Source organism: Brevundimonas phoenicis, assembly GCF_047237745.1.
Taxonomy (GTDB): domain Bacteria; phylum Pseudomonadota; class Alphaproteobacteria; order Caulobacterales; family Caulobacteraceae; genus Brevundimonas.
Genome location: NZ_JBDFLN010000001.1, coordinates 2,486,292 through 2,503,586 on the forward strand (window position 1 = coordinate 2,486,292; position 17,295 = coordinate 2,503,586).

Below are 17,295 nucleotides of genomic sequence, written 5' to 3' on the forward strand. Positions count from 1 at the left end.
ATCAGTAACTTATCGGAAATTTCGAAAGCAATGCCGAAAGCTTCCGAAAGGCCTGAATCATTCCCACTCGATGGTGCCGGGCGGCTTCGACGTCACGTCGTAAACCACCCGATTGACGCCGCGGACTTCGTTGATGATGCGCGTGGCGGTCTTGGCCAGCACATCCCACGGGAACTGGTAGAAGTCGGCCGTCATGCCGTCGGTCGAGGTGACCGCGCGCAGGGCCAGCACCTTTTCATAGGTGCGGGCGTCGCCCTGGACGCCGACCGTCTTGACCGGCAGCAGCACGGCGAAGGCCTGCCAAATGTCGTCGTACAGGCCCGCCTTGCGGATCTCGTCGAGGTAGATGGCGTCCGCGTCCTGAAGCGTGGCGACCGCCTCCGGCGTGATCTCGCCGGGGATGCGGATGGCCAGGCCCGGTCCGGGGAACGGATGCCGGCCGACGAAGGCCTCGGTCAGCCCCAGTTCGCGGCCCAGGGCGCGAACTTCATCCTTGAACAGTTCACGCAGCGGCTCGACCAGCTTCAGCTTCATGAAGTCCGGCAGGCCGCCGACGTTGTGGTGGCTCTTGATGACGTGCGAGGGGCCGCCGGTCGGGGAGACGCTCTCGATCACGTCGGGATAGAGGGTGCCCTGGGCCAGGAAGGCGGCGCCTTCGATCTTGGCGGCTTCGCGGTCGAACACCTCGATGAAGACACGGCCGATGGTCTTGCGCTTGGTCTCCGGGTCCGAAATCCCGGCCAGCTCGCCGAGGAATTCTTTAGACGCATCAACATGCACCAGCGGGATGTTGTAGTGCTCGCGGAACAGTTCCGTGACTTGTTTGGCCTCGTCCTTGCGCAGCAGGCCGGTGTCGACGAAGACGCAGGTCAACTGGTCGCCGATCGCTTCGTGGATCAGCACGGCGGCGACCGATGAGTCGACCCCGCCCGACAGGCCGCAGATGACCTTGGCGTCGCCGACCTGTTCGCGAATCTTGGCGATCTGTTCGTCGCGATAGGCGGCCATGGTCCAGTCGCCGGTCAGGCCCGCCACCCCGTGGGTGAAGTTCTTCAGCAGCTGGGCGCCGCGCGGGGTGTGCACCACCTCCGGGTGGAACTGCACGCCGTAGATCTTGCGCCCCTCGTCGGCGATGGCGGCGAAGGGCGCGCCTTCCGAAGTGGCGATGACGTGGAAGCCTTCCGGCAGAGCCGTCACGCGGTCGCCGTGGCTCATCCACACCGGCTCGCGGTGGTCGACGGCGCCGATGCCGGCGAACAGGCGGCTTTCGCGGGTGATGACGATCTCGGCGCGGCCGAACTCAGCGTGGTGGCCGCTCTCGACCTTGCCGCCCAGCTCGGCGCAGATCAGTTGCTCGCCATAGCAGATGCCCAGGATCGGCGCGCCATAGTCGAAGACCACGCGGTCGACACGCGGACTGTCGGCGTCGGTCGTGGAGTTGGGGCCGCCCGATAGGATGATGGCCTGAGGCTGCATCGCCGCCAGGGCCTCGCCCGCCTTGTTGAACGGATGGATTTCGCAATAGACGCCGGCCTCGCGCAGGCGGCGCGCGATCAGCTGCGTCACCTGACTGCCGAAATCGACGATGAGCACCTTCTGGTGTTGGGTCGGCTGGGTCATGAGGTCGAATCCGGGGCGAGCGATTGGGCGAGGGTTTGGCCTTGGAGGGCCGGAATTTCAAGGGCGGAGAGGCCGTGATCCGTCAGCACCGCAATCAAGCCGTCCACGGCCTGGGCCAGGTTCTCGTCCACCAGATGCAGGGTCGAGGTCCAGTCATGCAGGCCCGTCAGCTCGACCTTGCCGTCCGACACGCCGCGCAGCGCGACCAGCGGCAGGCCGAAGGTCTGGGCCGCGCGCAACAGCGCCCAGGTCTCCATGTCCACCATCTCGGCGTCGATGGCGTCATAGGCGGCGCCCGAGACGACGTTCCCGCCGGTCGACAGGCGCGCGCTCGGCACGCCGGGGATGGGGCACGGCAGCGGCAGAACGGCGGGCATGTCCAGCAGCGGCGTCACGCCCTTCTCGAACCCCAGAGCGCTGGCGTCCATGTCGCGATAGGCCACGGACGACGCCTGATAGACCGCCGCATGAGCCAGCACGCGCGACCCGCACGAGCCCAGCGACAGTATCAGATCCGGCGCCTCTCCCCTCGCCTCCAGCCGCGCCAGGGCCGCCGTCAGCGCCACCGCCCCCTCGACCGGCCCGATGCCGGTCATCAGCGGGTCGATACGGGCGCGCAGGTGTTCGCCATACTCGGCGGGCGCCGCCATCACCGGCAGGACCGTGACGGCGCCGTAGCGCTCCAGCCTCATGAAGCGCGCTCGAACAGGGCGATGAAGAAGCCGTCCGTGCCGGTCGCGGCGGGCGACAGACGCAGGCGGTTGCCTTGCGCCAGGGCGGTCAGGCGCTCGCGCCCCGCCTCGGTCAGGTCCGCGCTGTGCGCCGCATCGGCGACGGGGACCGGCTTGAAGTCCGAATGCGCGGCCTCGAAGGCGGCGGCGGTCGCCTCGTTCTCGGCGCCCAGCACCGAGCAGGTGACATAGGCCAGACGCCCGCCCGGCCGCACCAGCTTCGTCGCCTGCCCCAGTATCCGCAGTTGCAGCGCATGCAGGCGGGCGACTTCCTCAGCCGTCAGGCGCCAGCTGTCCTCCGGCCGGCGCCGCCAGGCGCCCGAGCCCGAGCACGGCGCGTCGACGAACACCACGTCGGCCTGACCGTTCAGATCCTCGACCCCGCCGCCGTTCGTGCCCAGCAGGCGCAGATCGGCCTCGACGCCCGCGCGGGCCAGGCGCGGCTTCACATTGTCCAGACGTTTGGCCGAGACGTCGCAGGCGATCAGGGCACCCTGCCCCTGCATGGCCTGCACCAGACCCAGCGTCTTGCCGCCGCCGCCCGCGCAATAGTCCACCACCGTCGCGCCGGGGAAGGCGCCGGACAGCCAGCCGACGACCTGACTGGCCTCGTCCTGAATCTCGAAATGACCGTTCTGGAAGCCGTCCAGCGGCTGCACGTTCGGCGCGGGCTCGGCGTCCAGACGCAGGCCCCAGGCGGACAACTCCGTGCGCTGGGGCGACAGCCCGGCGTCGCGCAGCTCGGTCTCGACCTCTTCCATCGTGGCGCGAAGCGAGTTGACGCGCAGATCCACCGGCGCGCGGCCGCTCAAGGCTTCGACCTCTTCGCGCCAGCGGTCGCCGTGGACCGCCTTCAGGTCCGCCGTCACGAAGTCCGGCAGGGCGACCTCGGCCAGATCGACCGCGTCCTCGCCCGCCATGACGCGGCCGCGCTCGTGCTTGGACAGGGGACGCGGGCCATAGCCTTCGCCGTTGTAAAGACCTTCGATCTCTTCCAGCGTCGCGCCGTCCAGCACCGACAGGGCGCCGACGATCAGGGCGCGTCCGTCCTGACGCCCGCCCATGAAGGCCGACAGGCGGCCGCGCGCGCGCAGCACCTGATAGACGCGCTCGGCGATGGCGCGGCGGTCGCCCGAACCGGCATAGCGGTTCTGCTGGCTCCAGGCCTTGAGCACGGCGTCGGCGGGCTGGCGGCCCTGCGAGATGCTGTCGATGATGGCGGCGGCGGCGGCCAGACGGGCGGCTGGGGTCAAATCAGACTCGGATGAAAAGGGCCAGAAGGCACAGCGCCAGTCCCGCGAGCGAGACCAGCCACACCAGCGACCGGATATAGGGAACGCCCAGGGCGTACAGCGGGATATAGGCGACGCGCGCCCAGAAGTAGAGGGCCGCGCCCCACGCCGTCAGCGCGCCGATCCGGTCGGCGACCTGGGCGATCAGCACGGCGCCGATGAACAGCGGCAGGGTCTCGAACAGATTGGCCTGCGCCCGCTCCAGACGGCCGACGACAGGGCTGTGCGCCTCGGGCGTCGTGTCCCGCGCCCCGGCGTTCCACGACAGGCCGAACTCGCGCGTTCGTGCGAAGGCGGGCAGGAAGACCTGCACCAGCGCCAGCACCAGCGTCGCCGACAGATAGGTAAGTTCAGTCGTCACGCCCGTCTCCTGTTCCACTAGCCCAAAACAAAACCGCTCCCGACCGGGGCCGGGAGCGGATCAGGTCAGCCCTGACGATAGTTGGGCGCCTCGCGCGTGATCATCACGTCGTGGACGTGGCTCTCACGAAGGCCCGCATTGGTGATGCGGACGAAGCGCGCGCGCTCCTGGAAGTCCGGGATGGTGGCGCCGCCGACATAGCCCATCGAGGCGCGCAGGCCGCCGACCAGCTGGTGCACCACCGGGGCGATCGGGCCCTTGTAGGCGGTCTGGCCCTCGATGCCTTCGGGGACCAGCTTCTCGGACGAGACTTCCTTCTGGAAGTAGCGGTCGGCCGAGCCGCGCGCCATGGCGCCCACCGAGCCCATGCCGCGATACGACTTGTAGGACCGGCCCTGGTACAGGAAGACCTCGCCGGGGCTTTCGTCGGTCCCTGCGAACATCGAGCCCATCATGGCGACGTTGGCGCCCGCCGCGATGGCCTTGGCCAGATCGCCCGAGAACTTGATGCCGCCGTCAGCGATGACCGAGGCGCCCGTGCCTTCCGCCGCGCGGGCGGCGTCGACGATGGCCGTCAGCTGCGGCACGCCCACGCCCGCGACGATGCGGGTGGTGCAGATGCTGCCCGGCCCGATGCCGACCTTCACCGCATCGGCGCCCGCGTCGATCAGGGCGCGCGTGGCGTCATAGGTGGCGACATTGCCGGCGATGATCTGGACGCGGTTGTTCTCGCGCTTGATGCGCTCGACCACCTGGGCGACCGAGGCTGAGTGGCCGTGGGCGGTGTCGATCACCACCACGTCCGCGCCCGCATCGGCCAGCGCCATGGCGCGCTCGAACCCGGCGTCGCCGACGGTCGAGGCGGCGCCGACGCGCAGGCGGCCCTGCTCGTCCTTGCAGGCGTTGGGGAAGGCCTGGGCCTTCTGGATGTCCTTCATGGTGATCAGGCCGACGGCGCGATAGGCGTCGTCCACCACGATGACCCGTTCGATCTTGCGCGTGCGCAGCAGCTCGCGCGCCGCCTCGCGTCCGGCCGAACCTTCACGCAGGGTGATCAGCTCGCCCGTCGTCATCAGATCGGCGGCCTTGAGGTTCAGGTCCGTCTCAAAGCGCATGTCGCGGTTGGTCAGCATGCCGACCAGCTTGCCGCTCTTGGGATCGACCACGGGGAAGCCGGTGATCTTCTTGCGCTCGACGATCTGGAGCACTTCGCCCAGCGTCGTGTCGGGAGCGACCGTGACCGGGTTCACCACCATGCCGCTTTCATAGCGTTTGACGGCGCGGACCTCTTCGGCCTGCTCGTCGATGGTCATGTTCCGGTGCAGCACGCCCATGCCGCCCGCCTGCGCCATGGCGATGGCCAGGCGGCTTTCCGTCACCGTGTCCATGGCGGACGACAGCAGCGGGATGTTCAGTTTGATTTCGCGTGTCAGCTGGGTCGAGACATCGACATCAGCGGGCATGACCTCGGACGAACCGGGTTCGAGCAAAACGTCATCGAAGGTTAGGCCTTCGCGTATCTCCATTTGGAGCCTCCATTTTGCGGGCCGCGTATAGCCCCCGTTGGCAGGGAACCGCAACCCCAAGGCCGCGCTATCGTGCATATAAGAGGAATTGCCTTGAAACGGACGGCGAGAGGCCGCATTTCCCGATAATGGTTCGCATCTTGATCACCACAGCGCGACAACTCGCCCTCAAGATCGCGAGCTATGGCGCCATGCACCTGATCGTGGCGATCCTGGTGGCCTTCGCCCTGACGCGCGACTGGCGGCTGGCCCTGGCGGTCGGGGTGGTCGAGCCGATCTTCCAGACCATCGCCTATTCCGTCCACGACCGCGTCTGGCACCGGGTCGAACGCCGCAAGATGCTGTCCCGCGTCGAGGAGACGGCCGAGGCCTTCACCGCCCGCCTGGAGGTGATGAACGCGCACGAACAGAACCGCGCGCACAACCACCACGGCCACGGACACGGGCACAGCCACGCCCTGCCTCGCAACCTGAAGCAGGTGGCGCTGAAGACCGTCACCTACGGCGTCATGCACTTCACGGTGGCGGTTCTGGTGGCCTTCGCCCTGACGCGCGACATCCGCATCGCCCTGGCCATCGGCACGATCGAGCCTCTGGTGCAAACGGTCTTCTTCACCCTGCACGACCGCATCTGGACGCGGATCGAGGCCAAGAAGGCCGCCCGCCGCGCCGCCGCGGCGGCTGAAGGCGCATCGGCGTAACTGACGCCGTCAGCCACGCCCACGCCGCGCCCTCAAGGCGCCGTCGTCAGTCCTACACGCGGCAACCTTCCCAAACGCCGTCATCCTCGAATGACCGCCGTCATCCTCGGGCTTGACCCGAGGATCGAGCCTTCCGTCTGCGTGACGTCGGCAAGGATGAGCGCGTCGCCGCGCTGGATCCTCGGGTCAAGCCCGAGGATGACGGCGTGTGGGAGAGCTGACGGCGATTGTTTATGGGTGGGAAGACAGCGGGCCAGCGCCCTACCGCTTGTTCAGCGCCACCAGAAACACCTCGGCGCTGCCTTTGCGGCTCGATTCGGGCTTCACGTATTTCACCGTCTCGAACTCTTCGCGCAGGCGCGTCAGCACCCCGCCCGCGTCGCCGCCCTGGAAGTTCTTCGACACGAAATTCCCGCCCGGCCTCAGGGTCCGGATAGCGAAGTCGGCCGCGATCTCGATCAGGGCGATGATCTTCAGGTGGTCCGTCTGACGATGACCGACCGTATTGTGCGCCATGTCCGACAGCACCAGGTCCGGCGGCCCGCCGATGGCGTCCAGCATCTGCTGATCCACGCCCGGATCGGTGAAGTCCGCCTGAATCAGCGTCGCGCCCGGAATCGGCTCGATCATCAGCAGGTCAACGCCCGCCACCGCCGCCGCCCCGCGATCCAGCGCCACCTGCACCCAGCCGCCCGGCGCCGCGCCCAGGTCGATGACCCGCGAGCCGCGCTTGATCAGCCGGAACTTGTCGTCGATCTCCATCAGCTTGAAGGCGGCGCGGCTGCGCCAGCCCTCGGCCCGCGCGCGGTCCGACCATTCGTCGGACAGTTGCCGCTTGATCCACGCCTGACTGGACAGGGTCTTCTTGTCGGCCGTCTTGATCTTCTGGCCGACCTTGCGGCCCGAGGCCGTGCCGCCCGTGGGCAGACGCACCATGCGGCGGCGTTCCTGCGGCTTGTCGGCGGGCTTTTCGTCTTCACTCATGCTTCCCACATAGCCCTGACGGCGTTCAGCCGCTATGACCCGCGCACAATTCCGGCTCGCATAACCTCAAGGAGCGCCCGATGGCCGACCAAACCCTGACCTTCACCCTGGACACCGGCGACGGCGAAGACCGCAACGTCGTCATCAAGCTGCGCGACGACCTGGCGCCCAACCACGTCAAGCAGATCACCGACCTGGCCAAGGAAGGCTTCTATGACGGCGTGGTCTTCCACCGCGTGATCCCGGGCTTCATGGCCCAGGGCGGCGACCCGACGGGCACCGGCACCTCGGGCTCGAAGAAGCCGAACCTGAAGCAGGAATTCTCGAAGGAGCCGCACGTCCGCGGCGTCTGCTCCATGGCTCGCACCGCCAACCCGGACAGCGCCAACTCGCAGTTCTTCATCTGCTTCGACAACGCCCGCTTCCTCGACGGCCAGTACACCGTCTGGGGCGAAGTGATCGAAGGCATGGATCACGTCGACGCCCTGCCGAAGGGCGAGCCCCCGCGCGCGCCGGGCAAGATCGTCAAGGCGACCGTCGCCTAAGAACGAAGGTTCAACGGCGGGGGATCAGTCCCCCGCCCACCATCGCATCGACACCCCGTCGAAGGTCCGGCCCCCGACCTTCAGCGTCCCTTTCAGGACCACGCCCTGATCTCCCAGATTGCGCCGCGCCTTCGCCAGCGCATCCTGGTCGAGCCTTCCATCGAACGACACCGCGCCCAGATCGCGCGACGTCGCCTGGAAGCGCACCCGATCCTCGGTCACGTCATAGGCTGTCGGAATCAGCCGCGTGCGCCGCGTCTTATCCCCCGCCTCGAACTCCATCATGATCGGCGCAAAGCCCGCCGTCCGCTGACCGTCGCGCCAACTCATGAAGTCGGGAACCTGCCCCATGAACAGGTGATGCAGTCGCCAGTCGCCGACCTGCACCGCCGTCGTGGGGATATAGTAGCCGGACACGTCCTCGGGCAGATCGTGCTTGAAGGCGGCCGCCTGCGCCGTCTTGTCGGGCGTCGCGCCGCGGTCGCAGGCGGCCAGCCCGACAACGCCCGCCAGCAGGACGGCCGCGATCAGCCCGCGCTTCATTGATCCAGCCACTGGTCCAACGCCCGGAAGCCGCTGATGGCCAGTTCGGTCGCGTCCTGGAACACCGCCGGATTGACCTTCTCGAAGTCGTCGCTCGGGCGGTGATAGTCCGTGTGATAGTTCACCCCGAAATAGAGGAACGGCAGCCCCGCGCGGTGGAAGGCGGCGTGGTCCGACGCCTCGACCCAGTTGTCGGCGCCCTTGTCCTCGGGCGTGTCCTTGCCGAAGGCCAGGGCCACGGTCCGGCGCGCCGGAACCTGATCCAGCACCGGGCGGAAATAGGGGTGCTGATACGTCCCCGTCACCCACAGCTTCCCGTCGCTGTCGGCCCGCGCCGTCATGTCGAAGTTCAGGTTCATCGCGATCGCGTGCAGCGGCACCGGCGGCGCCTCGACGAAATGCTTGGCGCCCAGCAGTCCCCGCTCCTCGCCGTCCAGCGCCACGATCAGCACGCTGTGCTCGGGCGGATTGGCCTTCAGCCGCTTGGCCAGCTCCAGCATGGTCGCCACGCCCGAGGCGTTGTCGTCCGCGCCGTTGTAGATCTGGCCGTCGTTGACGCCGACATGGTCATAGTGGGCCGTCACCACGATGTATTTGTCGGCCACGCGCGTGCCGGGGATCACGCCGATGATGTTGGTCCCGCTGTAGGTCTTCGTCCCTTCGCGCGTGCGGCCCTGCATCTCCCACGGCTGCAGACGCCCCATCGGCGAGGGCTGGACGCCCAGCGCCTCCAGCCGCGCCACGATGTATTCACGCGCCTTGGCCCCGCCTTCCGAGCCGGTGTCGCGGCCCTGCATGTCGTCGGCCGACAGGATGCGCAGATCATCCATCAACTGGGCGTAATCGGCCGAGGCGGCGGCGACGGCGGGCGTTTCCGACGCGGCCGGGACGGTCGTCGTCTCACAGGCGGCCAACGTCACGGCGGCGGCGATCACGGACAGGCTGACGAGGACAGGACGCATGGAGGGCTCCGGCAGGAATCTTTGAGGCGCGACGCTAGCGGCCCCCGGCCGCCGCGTCAGATTACCTTTCTGTCATGCCGCGTCTGCCATCAAGGTCGGGGGATGATAAGGAACCGTTCCGCCTTTGCCGACTTCCTGCGATTCTCATGTCCGACCTTTTCACGCCCGTCGAAACCCTGACCGAAGCCCAGGCGCGCGAAGAGCTGGAGCGCCTGTCGGCCGAACTGGCGCGCCATGACGCCCTCTACCACGCCGACGCCGCGCCCGAGATTTCCGACGCCGACTACGATGACCTGAAGCGCCGCGCCCTCGACATCGAGACCCGCTTCCCGGCGCTCTCCAGCCCCGTCTCCCCGTCCCAGCGCGTCGGCGCCCCCGTCTCGACCCAGTTCGCAGAGGTCCGCCACGGCGTGCCCATGCTGTCGCTGGACAACGCCTTCGACGACGGCGAGGTGCGCGACTTCGTGGCCCGCATCGCCCGCTTCCTGAAGCTGCCGGGCGACGAGCCGATCGCCTTCGTCGCCGAGCCCAAGATCGACGGCCTGTCCGCCAGCCTGCGGTATGAAAAGGGCGTGCTGGTTCAGGGCGCCACGCGCGGCGACGGCAAGACCGGCGAAGACGTGACCGCCAACCTGCGTACGCTGGACAGCATCCCCCAAACCCTGACCGGCTCGGGCTGGCCCGACGTCATCGAGATTCGCGGCGAGGTCTACGCCCCCAACGCCGCCTTCGACGCCTTCAACGCGGCCGCCGAGGCCGAAGGCAGGCGGACCTACGCCAACCCGCGCAACTTCGCCGCCGGGTCGCTGCGCCAGAAAGACCCGAAGATCACGGCCCTGCGCCCCCTGACCTTCTTCGCCTACGCCTGGGGCGAGACCTCGGCGCCGTTCGCGGAAACGCAACATGGCGCGCTCGAAGCCTTCCGCAGCTGGGGCTTTCAGGTCAACGACCGCTCGGCCCGCGTCGAGGGCGCCGAGGGCCTGATCGGCGTCTATCAGACGCTGGAGGCCGACCGCAGCCGCCTCGGCTACGACATCGACGGCGTGGTCTATAAGGTCGACCGTCTGGACTGGCAGCAGCGCCTCGGCTTCATCGCCCGCAGCCCCCGCTGGGCCATCGCCCACAAATTCCCGGCGCAACAGGCGACGACTGTTCTGGAAGGCATCGACATCCAGGTCGGCCGCACCGGCTCCCTGACCCCCGTCGCGCGCCTGCATCCCGTCACCGTCGGCGGCGTCGTGGTCCGCAACGCCACCCTGCACAACGAGGACGAGATCGCCCGCAAGGACGTCCGCATCGGCGACACCGTCGTCCTGCAACGCGCGGGCGACGTCATCCCCCAGATCGTCGGCGTGGTCGAAACGCTGCGTCCCGAGGACGCCCAGCCCTACATCTTCCCCACCACCTGCCCCGTCTGCGGCTCCGAAGCCGTGCGCGAGGGGGACGAGGTCAAGCGCCGCTGCACCGGCGGCCTGATCTGCGACGCCCAGATCGTCGAGCGGTTAAAGCACTTCGTCAGCCGCCGCGCCTTCGACATTGAAGGGCTTGGCGAAAAGCAGCTGATCGCCTTCCACATGCGCGGCTGGATCAAGGAACCCGCCGACATTTTCCGCCTCGCCCGCGACGAGGAAAAGCTGGCCCTGCTGCGCGCCGAGGACGGCTATGGCGAAACCAGCGTCGGCAACCTGATCGCCGGGATCGACGCGCGGCGCGTCATCAGCCTCGACCGCCTGATCTTCGGTCTGGGCGTGCGCGAGATCGGCGAGCAGACCTCGCTGGTCCTGTCGCGCGCCTTCGGCAGTTGGACCGCCTTCCGCGACGCCTGCATGGCCGCCGCCAACGGCCTCGCCAGCGACGACTGGAAGACGCTGGCCGCGACCCACGCCATCTCGACCCGCGTGCTGGGCCTGATGGCCGAGGCCCGTCCCGCCGCCGATGATCCGTGGCCCGAGGCGCCGATGGATCAGAAGATCGCCCTCGCCTTCCCCGGCATGGCCGCGCCTGCCCGCCGCTCGCTGGCGGAAATCTCCGAAGGCTGGTCCGACCTGACCCGCTGGGCCGCCGTCGCGCGCGATGAGGGCCCGTCCGACATGCTGAACCAGATCGCGGGCGTCTCCGGCGTCGGCCCGGTCGCCGCCGAAGCCCTGGCCCACTTCTTCCACGAGCCGCACAACCTTGATGTCGTCGACGCCCTGCTGGCCCAGCTTGAGCGCGTCGAGGACGTGGCCGCCCCCGTGACCGACAGCCCCGTGGCGGGCAAGACCGTCGTCTTCACCGGCTCGCTGGAACGCTTCACCCGCGACGAAGCCAAGGCCCGCGCCGAAAGCCTGGGCGCCAAGGTCAGCGGCTCAGTCTCCAAGAAAACCGATTACGTCGTCGCCGGTCCCGGCGCCGGATCCAAGCTGAAGGACGCCGAAAAGCACGGCGTCGCCGTCCTGACCGAGGACGAATGGCTGGCGCTTATTTCCTGATGCACGCCGTCGCCATCGACTTCGAAACCGCCAATGAACAGCGGGCCAGCCCCTGCTCCATCGGCCTGGCCTGGATCAACGACGGCGTCATCGAATCCGTCGAGCACCACTACATCCGCCCGCCGGGGATGCGCTTCGCCAGCTTCAACATCGCCTTCCACGGCATCGGCCCCGAACAGGTCGAAGACGCCGAGGAATTCCCCGCCGTCCTGGCCGCCATCGCCCCCCGCCTCGAAGGCCGCACCGTGCTGGCCCACAACGCCGCCTTCGACGTCAGCGTCATCCGCAACACCTGCGACCACTACGGCCTGACCTATCCCGAGTTCGACTACCTCTGCACGGTCAAGCTGGCCCAGATCAGCTGGCCTGAGTTCCCCTCGCACAAGCTGAACAACGTCTGCGCCGAACTGGGCGTCGCCTTCCGCCACCACGACGCCGCCGAGGACGCCTTCGCCTGCGCCTCCGTGGCCCTGGCGGCGGCTCAAGTGCATCAGGCGGCCGACTGCCGCGCCCTGGCCGACGCCAGCCGCCTGACGCCCGGCCGCATCTGGCGCGACGGCTACACCCCCTGCTCCAACGCCGGAACCCGCCCCCGCCGCCCGCGCGGCGGCTGACCGATGCCTCCCGCAAAAGACGCCCGAATCCATCGCCTTAGGCGCCCGCAGCGCGGTCAACTTGACCTAAGGTCATGTAATCATTGAGTGAAGTTCACAATTTCGGCCTTGTTTCAGACTGAACCCCGGATCATCCTTCGTCCAAGGGATCGCCTCAACGATCCGTCAGAAGGAAAACGCCGATGAAGACTTCCGTCCTGACGGCGCTCGCCGTCGCAGCCGCCGCCCTCGCTTCTCCGGCCCTCGCCAGCGACCCGACCGGCCTGTGGCAGACGCCGACCAACGGCGGCCAGGTCCGCATTGAGCGTTGCGGTCAGGCCCTGTGCGGCGTCCTCGTCACCTCCAGCCATATCCGCGCCGATCCGAACGTGCGCGACGCCCGCAACAAGGACGAATCCTTGCGGACCCGCCCCTTGCGCGGCCTGCGGATGCTGTCGGGCTTCACCGGCGGCCCGACCGAATGGCGCGGAGGCTCGGTCTACAATCCCGAGGACGGCGGCACCTATCGCGGGACCATCACCCTGACCAACGACAACACCCTGCGCCTGCGCGGCTGCATCGTCGCCCCCCTGTGCAAGACCCAGACCTGGACCCGCGTTCAGTAGACTTGATTGGCGTTGAGTGGCGCTCGCGCCCCTTCACTCCCATTCATCCCGGCGGACGCCGGGATCCAGTGATTTGGCTTCAACACCATTGGTCAGTTGTAGAGCGCGGAGTTCTTACTGGATCCCGGCGTCCGCCGGGACGAGCGGAGCTAGGTCGCAACCAACGCTCAACATCAATCCAGCCATGAAAACGCCTCCCCCGCGATCGCGAGGGAGGCGTTTTCACATCAACGGTTCAGCGAGCTCATGCCGCCGGGCGCATACCGCTCGCCCGCCGCCGCCCCGCGCGGGAAGACAGCCTCGATCCGCGCCAGATCATCAACTGACAGCACGATGTCCGCCGCCGCCGCGTTCTGCTCCAGCGTGGCGATGCGGCGCGTGCCGGGGATGGGGACCAGATCCTCTCCCTGCGCCAGCACCCAGGCCAGGGCCAGTTGCGCCGCCGTCACGCCCTTATCCGCCGCGATGGCGCCGACCGCATCGACCAGATCGAGGTTCTTCTGAAAGTTGTCGCCCGCAAAGCGCGGGTTCGTCCGGCGGAAGTCATCCGGTGCCAAGTCGTCGATCGACTTGATCTCCCCCGACAGGAAGCCCCGGCCCAGCGGGCTGTAGGGCACGAAGCCGATGCCCAGTTCACGCACCACGCCCAGAAGTTCGTCCTCCGGGTCGCGGCTCCATAGCGAATATTCAGTCTGCAAGGCCGTGATCGAATGCTCGGCATGGGCGCGGCGCAGGGTGGCGGGCGCCGCTTCGGACAGGCCAAGGAAGCGAACCTTGCCCTCCTTCACCAGCTCGGCCATCGCCCCGACCGTCTCCTCGATCGGCGTATTGGGGTCGATGCGGTGCTGGTAATAGAGGTCGATGTGGTCGACGCCCAGGCGGCTCAGGCTGCCCTCGACCGCGCGGCGCACATTGGCGGGCGAGCCGTCGGTGACGGCCGAGCCGTCCGGCTGGCGGTTGATGCCGAACTTGGTGGCGATGAAGGCCTCGTTGCGCCGCCCCTTCAGCGCCTTACCCAGCAGGACTTCATTGGTGTGGGGGCCGTACATCTCGGCCGTGTCGAACAGGGTGACGCCCAGGTCGAGCGCGCGGTGGATCACCGCAATGGATTGGGCCTCGTCGGCGCCGCCGTAAAAGGCGCTCATGCCCATGCAGCCCAGACCGACGGCCGAGACCTCAGGGCCGTTAAGGCCCAGCTTGCGCATCTTCATCCGCGCATTCCTTCTGATGTGAGGGGGTCGGCGGCGCATCCGCCGACCCTCTTTAGATGGGCGCCGTATGGCCTTATTTCAAGGGGCTCGCCTTCACCCTTACCCGCTCATCCCGGCGGAGGCCGGGATCCAGTAAGAGCCCCGCGCTCCACAACCGACCGATGGACTTGAAGCCAAAGCACTGGATCCCGGCGTCCGCCGGGATGAGCGGATGGATCAGAGCAAACTGGCCACAACCGACAGGATGGTCGCCGTCGCCACCGCGTTCAGCGCCATGCCCAGGCTGGCGAAGGCGCCCGCCGTCTGGTCCACCTGAAACGCCCGCGCCGCGCCGAAGCCGTGCGCCGACACCCCGACCGCAAAGCCCCGCGCCCGATAGTCCCTGATCTTCAGCAGGTTCAGCAGCGGCGTCGCCGTCATCGCTCCGAACACCCCCGACATCAGCACGATCACCGCCGCCAGCGCCGGTATGCCCCCCAACTGGGAGGCCACAGCCATCCCCACGGGCGTCGTCGTGGCGCGCGGCGCGATGGAGGCCATGATCTCAGCCGGCGCCCCGAACAGCCAGACAATGCCCACGGCGCTGACGATGGCCGTCGCGGCCCCCGCCAGCAGGGCGTAGGCCAGCGGCTTGGCCAGCCGCCGAATCGTCGCCCGCTGCGCCCAGATCGGCACGGCCAGCCCCACCACCGCCGGCCCCAGGAGGAAGCCCAGCACCTGCGTCGCCTCGGCGTAGGTCGGATAGGGCGTCTTCGTCGCCAGCAGGATTCCGATCAGCACCGGGGTCGCCAGCAGCACCGGGTGGCACAACGGATGACGCCCGCTGCGCCGCGACAGGATATCCGCCGCTTCGAACACCACCAGCGTCACCGCCAGCCACAGCAGAGGCGTCGCGATCAGACCGCTCACGACACGCCCTCTTCTTCGTCGCCCGCCTCACCCCGCCCCGCCACGGCGCGGAACACCAGCGCCGTCACCGCCAGCGTCAGCAGGGTGGAAACCGCCACCGCCACGACGATACCGAGGCCATGGCGCGACAAGATCGCCCCCTCCTCCATCACACCGACGGCGGCGGGCACGAACATGATCGACAGATGCGCCGTCAGCCAGCCCGTCACCTGCGTCAGCGTCAGCCGCTCCCTCGGAACGAGGGCCAGCCACGCCAGCAACAGCACCATGCCGATCACCGACCCCGGCAGGGGCAGGCCCGTCAGCCGGTGGATCACCTCGCCCGCCAACTGGCAGACGAGCAGCAGGGCGATGGCGCCGATCATCGGATCAGAGCGGCGCCGTCTGCGCCTTCAGCCATTCCAGCGCCGCCTCGTCCTTCTGCACGCCGTCCGCCAGCAGAGGCCCGACCTTGGCCAAAACCTCGGCGTGATAGGCGTCCACATAGGCCCGCTCGTCCGCCGTCAGCAGCGCCACATCGATCAGGCGGCGGTCCAGCGGCGCCAGCGTCAGTTGCTCGAACCCGTGCATCGGCCGCTCGCCGCCCGGCACCTGGGCCGGGGTCGTGACGACCTGCAGAGTCTCGATGCGGATGCCCCACTCGCCTTCGCGGTAATAGCCCGGCTCGTTCGACAGGATCATGCCGGTCAGCAGCGGCTGATCCGTGCCCCATCCGGCGATGCGCTGCGGCCCCTCATGCACGCCCAGATAGGATCCGACGCCGTGGCCGGTGCCGTGGTCGAAGTCGAAGCCCGCGTTCCACAGCGGCTGGCGCGCAATGGCGTCCAGCTGGCGCCCGCTGGTCCCGGCGGGGAAGCGGATCACCGCCATGGCGATGTGGCCCTTCAGGACCAGGGTGAACATCCGGCGCTGATCGGCCGTGCCCTCGCCGATGGCCATGGTGCGGGTCACATCCGTGGTCCCGTCCAGATACTGACCGCCGCCGTCCACCAGCAGCAGCGAGCCCGCCTTCATCGGCCGGATCTTGGCGCCGACCGGCTTGTAGTGCGGCAGGGCGCCGTTCGGCCCGACCCCGGCGATGGTGTCGAAGGACAGATCCTTCAGCATACCGGTCGCCTCGCGGAAGCCTTCCAGCGCCTCGACCACTGCCCGCTCGTCCGGCAGCTCCTTCTGCGCGACCGTATCGACCCAGTGCAGGAAGCGCGTCAGCGCCGCGCCATCGCGGATGTGCGCCTGACGGCTGCCCACGATCTCGACGGCGTTCTTCTGAGCGCGCGGCAGGGCGCAGGGGTCCATGCCGCGCACGATGTCGGCGCCCGCCGCTTCCAGCCGGTCGAAATACCAGGCCGAGGACACGGCCGGGTCGATCATCACCTTGCGCCCCGACAGGGCGTCCAGCGCGCCGGGCAACGCTTCGGGCGCCTCCAGCGTCACGGCGTCGCCCAACCAGCCGGGCAGTTCGTTCGTCACCTTGGCCGGGTCGAGAAAGACGCGCGCCGTCCCGTCCGCCTTCACCACCGCTTGACCCAGCGGCAGAGGCGTGCGGATCACGTCGCCGCCGCGAATGTTGAACAGCCAGGCCAGCGACGACGGCGCCGTCAGCACGGCGGTCTCAGCCCCGGCGTCGGCGATAGCCTTGCCGATGCGCGCGCGCTTGGACGCGGCGTCCTCGCCGGAATAGCGGTCCTCATGCGGGACCACCGGCGCCTGCGGCTGGGCCGGGCGGGCGTCGCCCCAGGCCAGATCGATCGGATTGGCCTCGACCGCCTTCAGCGTCGCCCCGGCCTTCTCGACCGCCGCGCGCAGGCTCGCCAGCGCATCGGGGCTGTGCAGGCGCGGATCATAGCCGATCACCGAACCCGACGGCACGGCCGCCAGCCAGTCGGCCAGCGTGTTCAGCGGCCGACGCTCGAACAGGGCCTCGTCCGTCTGGGCCTTGGCCTGCACCGTATAGCGGCCGTCGACGAAGACCGCCGCCTTGTCCTTCAGCACCACGCCCGCCCCGGCCGAGCCGGTGAAGCCGCTGACCCAGGCCAGCCGCTCATTGGCGTCGGGCAGGTATTCGTTCTGGTGCTCGTCCTCGTGCGGGACCAACAGGCCGTCGAGGCCCTGCTTGGCCATTTCGGCGCGGAGCAGAGGCAGGTGCTTGGCCCCGAAGGACGGATCGGTGGTTTCGTTGAATGTCTGGCGCATGAGGGCTCTTATACCCTTCTCCCCTTG

17 protein-coding genes are annotated in these 17,295 nt (G+C 68.4%); 5 read left to right on the forward strand and 12 right to left on the reverse strand.

Features of this window, described 5'->3' with window-relative positions:
- Nucleotides 1-57: 57 nt before the first annotated feature.
- The 5 genes from guaA to guaB form a co-directional block, all read right to left on the reverse strand.
- The gene (gene guaA, locus ABC419_RS12450; protein WP_412877279.1) at nt 58-1,620 is read right to left on the reverse strand and encodes a glutamine-hydrolyzing GMP synthase; all 1,563 of its coding nucleotides are present in this window, start codon (nt 1,618-1,620) and stop codon (nt 58-60) included.
- The gene (locus ABC419_RS12455; protein WP_412877278.1) at nt 1,617-2,312 is read right to left on the reverse strand and encodes a 5'-methylthioadenosine/S-adenosylhomocysteine nucleosidase; all 696 of its coding nucleotides are present in this window, start codon (nt 2,310-2,312) and stop codon (nt 1,617-1,619) included. The genes guaA and ABC419_RS12455 overlap by 4 nt, the downstream gene beginning before the upstream one ends.
- Nucleotides 2,309-3,604 (reverse strand): RsmB/NOP family class I SAM-dependent RNA methyltransferase, encoded by a 1,296-nt coding sequence (locus ABC419_RS12460; RefSeq protein WP_412877277.1) that lies wholly within the window; start codon nt 3,602-3,604, stop codon nt 2,309-2,311. Before ABC419_RS12460 ends, ABC419_RS12455 begins: the two co-directional genes overlap by 4 nt.
- Before the next feature lies 1 nt (nt 3,605).
- Nucleotides 3,606-4,004 (reverse strand): MAPEG family protein, encoded by a 399-nt coding sequence (locus tag ABC419_RS12465; RefSeq protein ID WP_412877276.1) that lies wholly within the window; start codon nt 4,002-4,004, stop codon nt 3,606-3,608.
- A 65-nt stretch (nt 4,005-4,069) separates the two neighbouring features.
- Entirely contained in the window at nt 4,070-5,530 is a 1,461-nt protein-coding gene (gene guaB, locus ABC419_RS12470; protein ID WP_200166740.1) for an IMP dehydrogenase, read from the reverse strand.
- Between the two features lie 140 nt (nt 5,531-5,670).
- Between guaB and ABC419_RS12475 the strand changes: the two genes are divergently transcribed.
- Nucleotides 5,671-6,231, forward strand: coding sequence for a DUF2061 domain-containing protein (locus ABC419_RS12475; RefSeq protein WP_412878227.1), 561 nt, complete (start codon nt 5,671-5,673; stop codon nt 6,229-6,231).
- Nucleotides 6,232-6,492: 261 nt separating this feature from the next.
- Here the strand turns inward: ABC419_RS12475 and ABC419_RS12480 are convergent, their stop codons facing one another.
- A complete protein-coding gene (locus ABC419_RS12480) occupies nt 6,493-7,215 on the reverse strand; it encodes an RlmE family RNA methyltransferase (RefSeq protein ID WP_412877274.1) in 723 nt (240 codons plus the stop codon).
- Between the two features lie 80 nt (nt 7,216-7,295).
- On the opposite strand from ABC419_RS12480, the gene ABC419_RS12485 reads away from it, so the two are divergent.
- Nucleotides 7,296-7,760 carry a peptidylprolyl isomerase gene (locus ABC419_RS12485; RefSeq protein WP_412877273.1) on the forward strand — a complete coding sequence of 155 codons (465 nt, stop codon included), beginning with the start codon at nt 7,296-7,298 and terminating at the stop codon, nt 7,758-7,760.
- A 24-nt stretch (nt 7,761-7,784) separates the two neighbouring features.
- On the opposite strand, the gene ABC419_RS12490 is transcribed toward ABC419_RS12485, so the two are convergent.
- Both ABC419_RS12490 and ABC419_RS12495 read right to left on the reverse strand, forming a co-directional pair.
- Nucleotides 7,785-8,303: a hypothetical protein gene (locus ABC419_RS12490; protein WP_412877272.1), complete on the reverse strand. Its 519-nt coding sequence runs from the start codon at nt 8,301-8,303 to the stop codon at nt 7,785-7,787.
- On the reverse strand, nt 8,300-9,265 hold the full coding sequence (locus ABC419_RS12495; protein ID WP_412877271.1) for a M20/M25/M40 family metallo-hydrolase: 966 nt from the start codon (nt 9,263-9,265) through the stop codon (nt 8,300-8,302). Before ABC419_RS12495 ends, ABC419_RS12490 begins: the two co-directional genes overlap by 4 nt.
- Nucleotides 9,266-9,411: 146 nt before the next feature.
- Between ABC419_RS12495 and ligA the strand changes: the two genes are divergently transcribed.
- The 3 genes from ligA to ABC419_RS12510 all read left to right on the forward strand — a co-directional run bounded on the left by ligA (nt 9,412) and on the right by ABC419_RS12510 (nt 12,955).
- Entirely contained in the window at nt 9,412-11,736 is a 2,325-nt protein-coding gene (ligA, locus tag ABC419_RS12500; RefSeq protein ID WP_412877270.1) for an NAD-dependent DNA ligase LigA, read from the forward strand.
- A complete protein-coding gene (locus ABC419_RS12505) occupies nt 11,715-12,350 on the forward strand; it encodes a 3'-5' exonuclease (protein ID WP_292057501.1) in 636 nt (211 codons plus the stop codon). Before ligA ends, ABC419_RS12505 begins: the two co-directional genes overlap by 22 nt.
- Before the next feature lie 182 nt (nt 12,351-12,532).
- Nucleotides 12,533-12,955 (forward strand): DUF2147 domain-containing protein, encoded by a 423-nt coding sequence (locus tag ABC419_RS12510; RefSeq protein WP_003164483.1) that lies wholly within the window; start codon nt 12,533-12,535, stop codon nt 12,953-12,955.
- Between the two features lie 227 nt (nt 12,956-13,182).
- On the opposite strand, the gene ABC419_RS12515 is transcribed toward ABC419_RS12510, so the two are convergent.
- The 4 genes from ABC419_RS12515 to ABC419_RS12530 all read right to left on the reverse strand — a co-directional run bounded on the left by ABC419_RS12515 (nt 13,183) and on the right by ABC419_RS12530 (nt 17,268).
- Entirely contained in the window at nt 13,183-14,166 is a 984-nt protein-coding gene (locus ABC419_RS12515; RefSeq protein ID WP_412877269.1) for an aldo/keto reductase, read from the reverse strand.
- 216 nt (nt 14,167-14,382) lie between these two features.
- A complete protein-coding gene (locus ABC419_RS12520; protein ID WP_412877268.1) occupies nt 14,383-15,075 on the reverse strand; it encodes an LrgB family protein in 693 nt (230 codons plus the stop codon).
- Nucleotides 15,072-15,440: a CidA/LrgA family protein gene (locus ABC419_RS12525; RefSeq protein ID WP_412877267.1), complete on the reverse strand. Its 369-nt coding sequence runs from the start codon at nt 15,438-15,440 to the stop codon at nt 15,072-15,074. The genes ABC419_RS12520 and ABC419_RS12525 overlap by 4 nt, the downstream gene beginning before the upstream one ends.
- A gap of 4 nt (nt 15,441-15,444) precedes the next feature.
- On the reverse strand, nt 15,445-17,268 hold the full coding sequence (locus ABC419_RS12530; protein WP_412877266.1) for an aminopeptidase P family protein: 1,824 nt from the start codon (nt 17,266-17,268) through the stop codon (nt 15,445-15,447).
- Nucleotides 17,269-17,295: the final 27 nt, after the last annotated feature.